Consider the following 11,998-nt stretch of genomic DNA (forward strand, 5'->3'; position numbering starts at 1 on the left):
CTCCTCGCGCCGCCTCGGCCGGCGGCGAAGCCGACTGCTTCGCTCGGAGGCGCAGGTGCGCCGTGGGAGGAACCCAGCAGCCCGGGCACGCCTCGCGGCGGCCGCCGGACGGTGAGAACCAGGAGAGCTTGTAAATGGCGGGTAACAGGATGTCAATGAGACCTACCCGCGTCCCGATCCACATGCCCCGGCGGGGAAATCCGGCCGGCCCGGCCGCCGCCGGGCGGCACGGATAGAATCAATCACCGGGCCCAAGCATTTGCGGCCCGGTTTTTTGTTTCCGCCGCCTCCGGTGGCGGTGGACGGACACCGGGTCTGAAGTCCAAGCGCTCACCTGTTCTCTCAACAGCTTTCTGGAGCCTGGAATGGAAATCTTCGACTACGACAAAGTATTGCTGCTGCCGCGCAAGTGCCGCGTGACCAGCCGCTCCGAGTGCGACGCCAGCGTCGAACTGGGCGGGCGCAGCTTCCGCATCCCGGTCGTGCCGGCCAACATGAAGACCGTGGTGAACGAGCAGATCTGCCTCTGGCTCGCACGCAACGGCTACTTCTACGTGATGCACCGCTTCGACCTGGACAACGTGAAGTTCGTCCGCCAGATGAAGGCCGAGGGCGTCTACGCCTCGATCTCGCTGGGCGTCAAGCCGGCGGACTACGAGACGGTCGACCGGCTGGCCGCCGAAGGGCTCGTGCCCGAGTACGTCACCATCGACATCGCGCACGGCCACGCCGACACGGTGAAGAACATGATCGCGCATCTCAAGGAGAAGCTGCCGGCGACCTTCGTCATCGCCGGCAACGTGGGCACGCCCGAGGCGATCATCGACCTGGAGAACTGGGGCGCGGACGCCACCAAGGTCGGCATCGGCCCCGGCAAGGTGTGCATCACGCGCATGAAGACCGGCTTCGGCACCGGCGGCTGGCAGTTGTCGGCGATGAAGTGGTGCGCCCGCGTCGCCACCAAGCCGATCATCGCCGACGGCGGCATCCGCGAGCACGGCGACATCGCCAAGAGCATCCGCTTCGGCGCGACGATGGTGATGATCGGCTCGATGCTGGCCGGCCACGAGGAGTCGCCGGGCCAGACCGTGGACGAAGGCGGCAAGCTGTACAAGGAGTACTACGGCAGCGCGTCGGACTTCAACAAGGGCGAGTACAAGCACGTCGAGGGCAAGCGGATCCTGGAGCCGGTGAAAGGCAAGCTGGCGGACACGCTGCGCGAGATGGAAGAAGACGTGCAGAGCTCGATCAGCTATTCCGGCGGGCGCAAGCTGATGGACATCCGCAAGGTGAACTACGTGATCCTGGGCGGCGACAACGCGGGCGAGCACCTGCTGATGTAAGCAGGCTTCCTGCGTACGGATGTTCGGCTATTCGACGAACATCCCGCGAGGCCACGGGTCGCCGATCGTCTCGGGCGGCAGCGGCTTCGGCGCCCGCAGCGCGGCGGGGGCGCCGCAGCTGCCGGTCGACACGTAGTTCAGCGCGGTACGGGTGCGAGCCTCCTGCGGGTCGCCCAGCTGGTGGTCCAGGTCGTCCGCCACCGCGCAGGTCGGCGGGAACCCGGACGTGAAGCCCCCGACGCCGTCGGCATTGAGCGTCTCGAACTGCACCGCCTGGTACGTGGTGCCGCACAGCTCGTACGGCACGAAGCCGTACGGCTTGCCGTAGGTCGGCTCGCCCACCAGCACGACGTCCACGAACGGCTGCAGCCCGTTGATCACGAGTTCGCTGGCGGACGCCGTCCCGCCGCCGGTGATCACGAACACGCGCCGCAACCCGTCGCCCAGCGCCGTGCCGGCCGTCGCGTCGGGCATGTCGAACAGCAGCCGCTGCGTGCTGCCGGCCTGCTTGTCGTTGAAGCGCAGGAACGCGTAGAGCTTGCTCGCCGTCGCCGCACCGCCCACCAGGCTGGCCAGCTCGCGCGACACATTGACGCTGCCGCCGCCGTTGTAGCGCAAGTCCAGGATCAGCTCACCGACGCCGGCCTGCGCGAACTCGACGAACGCGGCCCGCAGCCGTTCGCGGCTGTAGGTCACGAACTGGTGATACGCCAGGTAGCCCACCCTGGCCCCGCCCGCCGGCCCGGGCACCTCGAAGACCTTGGTCGCCGCCACCGGACTCAGGAGGTACTCCTCCGACGCCGCGGTGAGCAGCTTCCACTGGCCCGCCGCCGTGACCACGTTGAACGTGCGCGGCACGCCTGGGGTGGTCACCGCCGGCAGCAGGCCGGCCGCAATGTCGGCCGGCGCGTAGCCGTCGATCGACTGGATGCGGTCGCCGCGCGCGAGGCCGGCCCGCGCCGCGGGGCTGAGCGGCTCCACGTTGCGCACCCGCAGTTGCGTGCGCGCCATGTCGGCCCACGCCAGCGTGTAGCCGTAGCCGACGCGCCGCCCTTCCGTGAACACCTGCCGGTAGTCCTCGGTCCGCTGGCTGTAGCTGAAGCGGTCCAGCGGCCGCACCAGCATCGACTGGAAATAGGCATCCATCGTCGCCGCCCGTTCGTCGGGCACCGGCATGTCGGCGTACCAGTAGTACTGCTCCTGCATGAAGTCGCGCAGGCTCTGGCGCTGGTTGGCGACGGTGCAGGCCTCGGCCGTCGGCGGCGGCGCCGTATCGCCTCCGCCGCCGCCGCAGGCCTGCAACAACGCGGCCAGGAGCAGGATCGCAAGCCGCTTCATCGGCTCACTCACTTCGCAGCAGCTCCAGCGCGAGCTGCTGCAGGCGGTGGCCCGGTTCGACCAGCGCCTCCAGCACGCTGAAGTGGTTGAGGCCCGGCAGTTCCTCGCACACCGGCACCACGCGTTCGCCCCACGCGTCGCGGATCAGCCGGTTCTGGCGCGCGAACTCCTCGCTCTCGGCGCCGCCGCAGACCGTGGCGAGCGTGCCCTGCGCCGGCGGCGGCAGCAGCGCGGGGCTTGCCAGCCGCACGTGCTCGGGGGTGAGCTGCAGATCCGGTTGCAGGAACGGCGTGTGCATGATCGGCTCCAGGTCGAACAGGCCCGAGATCGACAGCGCCCGCCGCACCAGCGCCGGCGGCAGGTCGCGTGCATGCGCCTGCCAGTCGCACGCCAGCAGCATCGCGGCCAGGTGGCCGCCGGCCGAATGGCCCACGACGGTGATGCGCCCCGGGTCGCCGCCGAACTTGTGGATGTTGCGCCAGGTCCAGGCCAGCGCGTGCACCATCTGCAGCACGATCTGCGGCACGGTGACGGCGGGGCACAGCGCGTAATTCGGGATGACGACACACGCGCCTTCGCGCGTGAACGGCGGCGCCACGAAAGCGTGGTCGCGCTTGTCCAGGCTGCGCCAGTAGCCGCCGTGGATGAACACCAGCACCGGGGCGCCCGACTGCTGCGCCGCCGGGAAGATGTCCAGGTGCTCGTTGGGCCCGCCGCCATAGCGCACGTCGAGCTCGCGCTGCTCGCTGCGCATGGCGTCGGCCGACCAGGCGGCCCAGCGCCTGAAATGCTCCGCATGCTCGGGCACCAGTGCTCGGTTGTTGTACATGCGGTCAAGCCATTGCGGCTCGTGCTGGCTGCTCATGAATAAGCTCCTGGAATGGCCTTATCTTGGCACACGGTCCGGGGCGGCGGGGCCGCGCGACGCGGTTTAAGGTATGTTTCCGGCTCACCCAGCCAACAGGACGAAGCACCATGAGCCTCCATTCGAAACTCCAGCAGCGTGCCGCGCAAGGCAAGCCCGTGCGCGTCGGCCTGATCGGCGCCGGCAAGTTCGGCTCGATGTACCTGGCGCAGGTCCCGCGCACGCCGGGCGTGCATCTCGTGGGCATCGCCGACCTGGCTCCCGATGCCGCACGGACCAACCTGGCGCGCGTTGGATGGAAGGCCGAGCAATCGGCGGCCCGTTCGCTGGACGCCGCCATCACGGAAGGCACGACCCACGTCGGCGAGGACTGGCAGGCGCTGGTTCGGCATCCGGCGATCGACGTCATCGTGGAGTGCACCGGCCATCCGATTGCGGCCGTCGACCACTGCCTGGAGGCATTCGCGAACGGCAAGCACGTGGTCAACGTCACGGTGGAGGCCGACGCGTTCTGCGGTCCGCTGCTGGCGCGCAAGGCGGCCCAGGCCGGCGTCGTCTATTCGCTGGCCTTCGGTGACCAGCCGGCGCTGATCTGCGACCTGGTCGACTGGGCGCGCACCTGCGGCTTTCCGGTGGTGGCGGCCGGACGCGGCCACAAGTGGCTGCCGCATTTCAGCGAGTCGACGCCCGACACGGTGTGGAACAACTGGGGGCTGACGCCGGAGCAGGCCAGGCGCGGCGGCCTCAACCCGAAGATGTTCAACAGCTTCCTGGACGGCTCCAAACCGTCGATCGAGAGCACGGCGGTCGCCAACGCCACCGGCCTCGAGGTGCCGAGCAACGGCCTGCTTTACCCGCCGGCCAGCATCGAGGACATCCCGTACGTGACGCGCCCCGTGAGCGAAGGCGGCGTGCTGGAGCGCAAGGGCATGGTCGAAGTGATCTCCTCGCTGGAGGCCGACGGCCGCGCCATCCCCTACGAGATCCGCATGGGCGTATGGGTGACCGTCGAGGGCGAGACCGAATACATCCGCAACTGCTTCGAGGAATACAAGGCGCACACCGACCCGAGCGGGCGCTACTTCACGCTGTACAAGCGCTGGCACCTGATCGGCCTGGAAGTGGGCGTCTCGGTGGCCAGCGTGGCCCTGCGCGGCGAGGCGACGGGCGTCGCCACCTGCTGGAACGCCGACGTCGTGGCGACCGCCAAGCGCGACCTGCAGCCCGGCGAGGTGCTCGACGGCGAAGGCGGCTACACCGTGTGGGGCAAGTTGCTGCCGGCCGCCACGTCGCTGAAGATGGGCGGCGTGCCGCTGGGCCTGGCGCACGACGTGAAGCTGGTGCGTCCGGTGAAGAAAGGCCAGAGCCTGACGTGGGCCGACGTGGCGATGGACACGAGCACGCGGGCGTGGAAGGTCCGCAACGAGATGGAGACCCTGTTCGGCGAGCCGTCGCGCAAGGCGGCGTGACCCGCTCAACGGTGGCCACGCCGCACGCGGCGCGGTTTTTTGGCGGAAATCGGAGCGCCGCCGCGGCGGTGCGGCAGACTTGGGCTAAAATAGCGAACTTCGTGGGGGGGTAGCTCAGCTGGGAGAGCGCCGCGTTCGCAATGCGGAGGTCGGGAGTTCGATCCTCCTCCTCTCCACCACAATGCTCCTAAGGCCTTGTTCTACAAGGCCTTTTTTCTTTTCCGGCTGCCACTTCGACGAGATGTCCAACTTTTCGTCCAAGTCGCACCAGAAATGTATCCAGAACAGGCCCCTTGTTGGACATTGCCCGCCCAACTGAGCGCCGGCGGCGAGCCAGCAGCCTCCACTTACCCTGGGGCGCCCGGCAGCGTCCCGCCCCCCTCGCTGCCCACGACGAGCGCCGGCGGGCCCGCCGAACTCACGCAAGCACTGCGCTGGCGCCCCCGCCCCGGCGCCGCTCACCTGTCCCGAGGCGCCAACGGCGTCTACTACGTGCGCCTGGTGATTCCTGAGCGCGTGCGCGCGCTGCGCCCGGACCTTCCGCGAGAGGTGAAACGCTCAACAAAAACGAGTCAAAGAGCCCTCGCTATTCCCAAAGCGCGAAAAATGCTCGCAGAATTGGTAACCAGCTTGAACACGAAAAACGACATGCTGGCACCCTCCACTTCCTCCATTAGCTCCCGCAATCAGGGGTTCCTCATCGAGTTCGCCGATGGCGCGCTGCGTACAGAGCTCTATCCGGGGGCGGACGATCGAACGCTGAACCTGTTCGGGCGCTTGGTGCCCCTGGTGATGCTGCATTTGCAGCAGGGGCCGCAATCGTTGACGCTGCATCCTGCCGCAGCCGCAGCCGCAGCCGCAGCCGCAGCCGCGGCCGAAGCCGCAACCATCGTGCAGCGCCACGACGACGCCCCGGCTGAGACCTCTTCGTTCGCCGATGCCGCTCGCGCCCCGGTTTTCGTGAGCCGTACCACGGCGACGGCGGCCGAGACACTCTCGGTCGGGGCAAACGAGCCGACCGCTTCGCAGGGCGCTCAGGACAAAGCGCTCGATGCAGTGCCGCGGCCGCAGTGGCTGTCAGAGGCCATTGAAAACTGGAGGACCACCTCGGGGGTGCGCTTTTCGGCTCAGACCTGGCTGGACGCCTATGCGCCGACTTTCCGTATCTTCCGTGAGCTGCTGGGAACTGCTCGCCGCGACATAGGCGCGGCGCCATCACAGTTGGACATTCGCCTGACCGACCTCCAGCGCGCCCATATGGAGCTGTTGCACGATCTTCTGAAAAAGTATCCGGCGCGACAGGGCAAGCGCAACGATGGCCTCGAGGCGCCGGAAGTTCTGAAGCGCGCCGCAGAAGGCCGACAGCGCCCGCAAGGCCCGGGGAATGTCGCGAAGAAGCTGCGCCAGCTGTGGCCTTTCATTCAGTTCGCGAAGCAGAAAGCCTGGATCAGCGCTGATTTGCTCGATGAGTTCTCGCTGACGTTGAAGGCTGCCGAGGCGCGCGCGACCAAGTGCAAAAGCGCTGGTCCTAAGAAAGGGGCGGTCGCTCTGAGCGTCGAGGAGCTTTGCAGAACCTACGAGTCCGAAGCCTGGCTTGAAGGGGCGCTGAAGGCTCCGTGGAAATACTGGGTGGATCCCATGCGCCTGTACACCGGCGCGCGCGTCAGCGAAATCAGCCAGCTCTACACCAACGACATCGTCGAGGTAGACGGCATCCCGTGCATTTCCTTCGTGAACGACACTGCGCCGGATAACGAGGACGACGAGGCCGCCGGGTCGGTGAGCAAGGCCGCCACGCCGGACGAATTCAGGCGGCTGAAAAATCGCGCCTCCCGTCGGATCATCCCCGTGCACCCGCAGTTGATCCAGCTTGGGTTTCTCGAGTGGGTCAGAGAACGGCAGGAGCTCGCCGGACGCACCCCTTGCCTGCTGTTCTTCGGCCTGACCTGGGAGCCGAAGTCGGGCTACGGGCGCAAGCCATCGCGCCACACACTCTTGCTGCTCAAGGCGGCACGCGTGTGGCAAAAACGTAGGAAAGTTGGACACAGCTTGAGGTCGAACTGTTCGCAGGCGCTCGAGAACGTGGGCATGCCGACTGACATGGTGCAGCGTTACGTCGGCCATTCGACAGGCACCGAACTCCAGACTTCCTACGGCGAAGCGGATCAGGGCCCTGCCTTTCCCATGAAGCGGGCGCTGGAGTACCTCGAGAAAACCGACTTCGGGGTGACCTTTCCTCCGTACTCGCAAATTCGCGATATGCAAGTGGCCAAAGCCAAGGCGAAGCAGATCTCGCGAAAGCGCGTTCAGAGCGAACAGCCCGCTTGAGCGCCCAACGATCCGGAACATCCAGGCAGCCTGCCTCGTCACAGTGAGCACCAAAAATGAGCCAAGCAATCGCTACCAAGGAAGCCGTCGAATCGGCATGCCAGAAGATTCTTTCGAGAGCGCAGCGGGTCCCCGCCCGGAAAGCCGAGCCGGGGTGAGGCGCGCGTCAACCGGGCCGCGGCGCCTGCTGCGCCTGCGCCTGCTGCCTTCGCCACAGGTACGCGGCAACGATCAGGGTCTGCGTCAGCCCCTGCCAGGCGAGCCCTCCGCGCCGTGGCGTGGATCCCCAGCAGCGGCAATTCGACCAAGCCGACGGCCGTCGCCTTCACAACGCCCGCCTCCTGCAGCGCCGCGACGCCATGGCCGACGAACACCGGGGCCGCCAGCAGCGCGGACATCACCGAAAAGGCGCTTGGTAGAACAGGATGATCTCGACCAGCTCGCGGTAGACGGCCCAGGAAGGACACGTCGGCCATGGTCCAAGCGTGCGCTTGCCCAGCGCCGACGTGAGTTGGTCCTTGATGAACGACTGCCAGCCTGCGCGTTCAGCCAAGTAGCCGACGTACAGCAGCATCGCGGCCGCCAGCAGCGCCGCCACGCCCTCGGTCAGTTCGCGGTTGGCGCCGGAGATCTCCAGCACCTGCATCGCCACCAGCCGTCGCGCCGCCCAGCGCCACCGCCGCGATCCAGCCGGCGTGGATGTACGGCAGCGCGTCGCGGCGTCCGGTTTTGACAACGAAGGCGATGATGACCGCAAGCGCCAGGATCCCCTCCAGCCCTTCGCGCAGCAGGATCAGCAGCGAACTGGCGAAGCCGCCCGCCGGCGACAGGGAACCGTGCACAGCAGTGATGAAAGGCCCAGCAGGCGACCTGTAGCCCCATCATCTTCCCTGAAGCTGACCCGGTGCCAGGCACGTGAATGAACTTTCCGTGCAAATTGTGCAGCGCCAACGCTCACAACTTGCGTTTGCCGAAATAAAATCCGAAGAGCCAGCGCACACACGATTACGGCCTTGCTTCGGCGAGGAGGGACCCATGGCCTGCAGGCACTTGGGGAGCCCGTGCTGGTGACACGGTAACGGCCGCCGTGAACACCCGCCCCACGCATGTGGGGTTTACGAACGTTCGTTCGTGGGAGTTCACGCGCGCGTGCCGCTCTCCCATGACGAACACCCGACGAGAGGTCTGTCATGGAAAATCAATGCACACACTCGATCCAACTCGCACCACTGGACAAGCGTTGCCGCTACTGGGCGAAAGTTGTGCGTCGCGGTTCACCCTTGCCGCTGCCATCATCTGTACTCGGGGCGGAGTCCATTCCCGGCTTGTATCTGCCGCGCGGTGACGAAGAGCTTTTTCCGGGCGACGTGCTGTTGGAAGGGGAATCCAATCATCACCGACACCAGCGTGGCTGGACTTATTGGGTCACGTATGTGCAGGAGGACGGAGAACTCGTTCGCTTCGTCTCCGGCTTCAGCGAGCAGAAGGCGGCCGCGAAGAGGCAGGGACTGCCGCCGGAACTGCTCGCCGGGTCGGGAGACTTGGCCGGGGCCGTCCGCGTGGGCCACGCACTGCGGCTCGGTCTCGATCTCTGCGGCGCCTAAAGATCGTTGGACCATTCAAATTGCCTCGCGGCGCTCGATGCCGCCGATCACCTCATGACCGACCAGCTCGAGGCGCGTCCGCCTGCGCCGAGCGGCCACGCATGACCGACGGCGGGGCGCGCCTCACTCGGGTCGACGGCGTCGCGCCGCGCCGCGCCCTGCCATAGACGCACCAATGGCTTGCCACCAGGATCTTGAGCGGCCGCGGCGGCGACGTGGAGGCTGTCGATAAGCGGACATTTCACCTGCCCTTCGATTGCGCAGCACTTTTGGCGACGAATGCCGTGAGCGCGTCGGCCATGGCCTGCAGGTCAGCGAGCCGGTCGGACTTCAGTGCAGTCCTGATTCGGCCAGAGCGCGCGCTTCGTCTTCGTAGCAGTGCGTGCCATCCGTGGCGCCCCGCTTCGTGGTGAGTCGGTTGCCCAGGATGCGGTCCATCAGCCGGTCGGCATGCTTCATCTCGCCGAGCGACTCCTCATACTCCTTCTTGGCGAGCTTGCCCAATCCCCAGTGTTTCAGGATGCGGTAGTGCAGAAAATACTGGTTGATCGCAGTGAGCTCATTTCGGAGCTGGGCTTGCAGATGCTGCCCTGATATGAGCACCTTGGCTCTCATCCTACTGCTTCATTGAATACCGATTGCGGGGCGGAAAGCAGGAGAGGTAGTGCGTCTTGGCTCAGTTAAGAAGTATGTCCACGGCGAGGACTTGGTCGTCGCGGGCCGCGCGAAGCCGGCCCTCAGGGCCGCCGGCCCGGCCGAACCTCCCAGACCACAGCGCGTGCGCGAGCAGGGCCGACGCGAACCTCGTATCATCGCGCGATGCTTCGCTGGCTCCTCATCGTAACGATGGCCTTGCTGCCCTGGCACGGGTGGGCTGGCGCGAGCCTTGCGGCACCAGTGCCGCAGCCGGCGGTGCCGGCCAGCGCCGTGTTGGCCTCCGCGGCCGACCACGGGACGCATTATCCAGGGCAGCCCAGCGCCGACTGCTTGGACGACGAAACCGTGGCCGCCGATCACCACGCGGCCGGAGCAGCCGACGGTGGCTGCCCCGGCTGCTCCATGTGCCACTCGTGCTCCCCGGTCGGACTGCCAGCCATGGCTGGCATCCCGCCAGCCGATGCGGCATCGGCGCAACGCCCTGCTACGGGCGAGAGCCGCTTTGCGAGCGCCGACGGCGCCGCCGGCCTGAAGCCGCCCATTTCCTGATCTTCCACACCCGAAGTGCGTCCGCGGTCGGCTACAGCCGGACTGCGAACGCCGTGTTCGTTGCTCCAGGGAGATCAGCTTGAAAAAAATCGCCTTCTTGGCGGCAGTCGCCGCCGTGTTTCCGGGAATCGCCGCGGCCCAGCCCGGGGTCGGTCCCGCCGATCCTGCCGCCGCTGCGTCACCGCCGGCCTACCGCTCCATCTTCGACGACCTTGCGAAAGGTGTCGAGGAAGGCCAGGTCGACTGGCGCAAGGCCAATGCCGACGTCGCGCAGTTTCCGCGCGGCCACGCCGACTACGTGAGGTGGGAAGAGCAGCAGCCGGGTGCCAATCCCGCAGCCAGCGCTGCGCCGGCCTCTTCCGCCGCGCCCGCAGCCGCACGGCCGCCGGCCGCCCCGCGCCCACAGGGCCACCAGCACCACTAGGAGGTAGCCATGAAAACTCATACGAGGGCCGTGGCGCCGCTCGCGTTGGCGATCCTGGCCGGCTGCACCACGGTGTCGCCCGACGCCTTGCGCGCGGACGTCGACCGGCTGGCGCAAGTACGGGTGGGCGAAGTCGCGCCTGCACGCCCCGGACAGAGCCGGAGCGAGGCCGTGCAGGCCCTGCTATCCGAGGGGCCGCTCGACGCCCCGACCGCCGTGCGCGTGGCGCTGCTGAACAGCCAGTCGCTGCAGGCGAGCCTGACCACCCTGGAGATCAGCGAGGCCGAGCGCGTGCAGGCCGGCATCCCGGCCAATCCGCTGCTCGCGGTGAGTCGCCTGCGCGAGGACCAGTTCGTGGAGATCGAGCGGCTGATCAGCTTCAACGTGCTGAACCTGCTGACGCTGCCCTGGCGCACCCGCTTCGCCGGCCAGCAGACCGAGCTCGCCAAGCTGCAGGCGGCGCAAGCCTTGATCCAGCACGCCGCCAACACCCGCAAGGCCTGGTTCAACGCCGTCGCCGCGCAGCAGACCGCCAACTACCTGCGCGACGCAAAGGAAGCCGCCGAAGCCGGCGGGGAACTGGCGCGGCGCATGGCCAAGGTCGGCAACTGGAGCCGCCTGCAGCAGGCGCGCGAGCAGGCGACGCTCGCCGACATCGCCGCGCAGCTCGCCCGGGCGCAGCAGTCGGCGGTCGCCGAACGCGAGAAGCTCACCCGGCTGATGGGGCTGTGGGGTGCGCAGGCCCAGTACACCTTGCCCGAACGCCTGCCCGACCTGCCCGGGGAGCTGCCGCAACGCGCCGACATCGAAGCGCAGGCGCTGCGCGAGCGGCTCGACGTCCGCGCGGCAAAGGACGAAGCGCGCTACGTGGCGGATTCGCTGGGGTTCACCCGCGTCACCGGCGCCATCAACGTGCTGGAACTTGGCTACCAGCGAAACACGACGTTCGACCACGCGAGTGGCCACAAGGAAACGGCGCGCGGGCCCGAAGTCGAGATCACGCTGCCGCTCTTCGACTGGGGCCAAGGACGCGCCGCCCGCGCCGAGGCCACTTACCGGCAGGCGCTGTACAAGGTTGGCGCAGTCGCCGTGCAGGCACGCAGCGAAGTGCGCGAGTCCTGGCACGGCTGGCGCACGAGCTACGACGTGGCGCGGCACTACCGAGACGAGATCGTGCCGCTGCGTAAGTTCATCAACGACGAAACGGTGCTGCGCTACAACGGCATGCTCTCCAGCGTCTGGGAACTGCTGGCCGAGGCGCGTAACCACATCGCGGCCGTCAACAACTCGATCGCCGCGCAGCGCGACTTCTGGATCGCCGACACCGACCTCACCACCGCCCTCACCGGCACCTCGCCCGGCACGCTGGCCACGCTCGGCGCCGCCGCCCAACCGGCGGCGGCCGCACAAGGACACTGAAT

General features: G+C 67.5%; 11 protein-coding genes, 1 tRNA gene and 1 pseudogene. 7 read left to right on the forward strand and 6 right to left on the reverse strand.

Features of this window, described 5'->3' with window-relative positions:
* Positions 1–365: 365 nt before the first annotated feature.
* Positions 366–1,343: a GMP reductase gene (locus RAMLITH_RS17180; RefSeq protein WP_168108658.1), complete on the forward strand. Its 978-nt coding sequence runs from the start codon at positions 366–368 to the stop codon at positions 1,341–1,343.
* Positions 1,344–1,370: 27 nt separating this feature from the next.
* Here the strand turns inward: RAMLITH_RS17180 and RAMLITH_RS17185 are convergent, their stop codons facing one another.
* A complete protein-coding gene (locus RAMLITH_RS17185; RefSeq protein ID WP_168108659.1) occupies positions 1,371–2,681 on the reverse strand; it encodes a S41 family peptidase in 1,311 nt (436 codons plus the stop codon).
* Between the two features lie 4 nt (positions 2,682–2,685).
* Positions 2,686–3,546, reverse strand: a complete 861-nt coding sequence (locus tag RAMLITH_RS17190) for an alpha/beta hydrolase (protein WP_168108660.1) — start codon at positions 3,544–3,546, stop codon at positions 2,686–2,688.
* Positions 3,547–3,656: 110 nt separating this feature from the next.
* Between RAMLITH_RS17190 and RAMLITH_RS17195 the strand changes: the two genes are divergently transcribed.
* The 3 genes from RAMLITH_RS17195 (at position 3,657) to RAMLITH_RS17205 (ending at position 7,343) form a co-directional block, all read left to right on the forward strand.
* Positions 3,657–5,015 (forward strand): NAD(P)H-dependent oxidoreductase, encoded by a 1,359-nt coding sequence (locus tag RAMLITH_RS17195; RefSeq protein ID WP_168108661.1) that lies wholly within the window; start codon positions 3,657–3,659, stop codon positions 5,013–5,015.
* Between the two features lie 103 nt (positions 5,016–5,118).
* Positions 5,119–5,194 (forward strand) — tRNA-Ala (locus RAMLITH_RS17200).
* Between the two features lie 16 nt (positions 5,195–5,210).
* Positions 5,211–7,343: a site-specific integrase gene (locus tag RAMLITH_RS17205; RefSeq protein ID WP_168108662.1), complete on the forward strand. Its 2,133-nt coding sequence runs from the start codon at positions 5,211–5,213 to the stop codon at positions 7,341–7,343.
* A gap of 38 nt (positions 7,344–7,381) precedes the next feature.
* On the opposite strand, the gene RAMLITH_RS25830 is transcribed toward RAMLITH_RS17205, so the two are convergent.
* The 3 genes from RAMLITH_RS25830 to RAMLITH_RS25840 are packed head-to-tail and all read right to left on the reverse strand — an operon-like array spanning position 7,382 to position 8,185.
* Positions 7,382–7,741, reverse strand: coding sequence for a hypothetical protein (locus tag RAMLITH_RS25830; protein WP_238344240.1), 360 nt, complete (start codon positions 7,739–7,741; stop codon positions 7,382–7,384).
* A complete protein-coding gene (locus tag RAMLITH_RS25835) occupies positions 7,741–7,995 on the reverse strand; it encodes an FTR1 family protein (RefSeq protein WP_238344268.1) in 255 nt (84 codons plus the stop codon). The genes RAMLITH_RS25830 and RAMLITH_RS25835 overlap by 1 nt, the downstream gene beginning before the upstream one ends.
* Complete coding sequence (locus tag RAMLITH_RS25840) at positions 7,889–8,185, reverse strand: FTR1 family protein (protein WP_337786171.1); 297 nt, start codon at positions 8,183–8,185, stop codon at positions 7,889–7,891. The genes RAMLITH_RS25835 and RAMLITH_RS25840 overlap by 107 nt, the downstream gene beginning before the upstream one ends.
* A 348-nt stretch (positions 8,186–8,533) precedes the next feature.
* Between RAMLITH_RS25840 and RAMLITH_RS17215 the strand changes: the two genes are divergently transcribed.
* On the forward strand, positions 8,534–8,947 hold the full coding sequence (locus tag RAMLITH_RS17215) for a hypothetical protein (RefSeq protein WP_168108663.1): 414 nt from the start codon (positions 8,534–8,536) through the stop codon (positions 8,945–8,947).
* A 426-nt stretch (positions 8,948–9,373) separates the two neighbouring features.
* Here RAMLITH_RS17215 and RAMLITH_RS17220 read toward each other — a convergent pair.
* Positions 9,374–9,562, reverse strand: a pseudogene (locus tag RAMLITH_RS17220) (ferritin-like domain-containing protein); the annotation flags it as partial.
* A gap of 670 nt (positions 9,563–10,232) precedes the next feature.
* Here RAMLITH_RS17220 and RAMLITH_RS17225 point away from each other — a divergent pair.
* Complete coding sequence (locus RAMLITH_RS17225) at positions 10,233–10,577, forward strand: hypothetical protein (protein WP_168108664.1); 345 nt, start codon at positions 10,233–10,235, stop codon at positions 10,575–10,577.
* Between the two features lie 9 nt (positions 10,578–10,586).
* Positions 10,587–11,996 (forward strand): TolC family protein, encoded by a 1,410-nt coding sequence (locus tag RAMLITH_RS17230; RefSeq protein ID WP_168108665.1) that lies wholly within the window; start codon positions 10,587–10,589, stop codon positions 11,994–11,996.
* The last annotated feature ends 2 nt before the right edge of the window (positions 11,997–11,998 follow it).

The organism is Ramlibacter lithotrophicus, assembly GCF_012184415.1.
GTDB classification, from domain to species: Bacteria; Pseudomonadota; Gammaproteobacteria; order Burkholderiales; family Burkholderiaceae_C; genus Ramlibacter; species Ramlibacter lithotrophicus.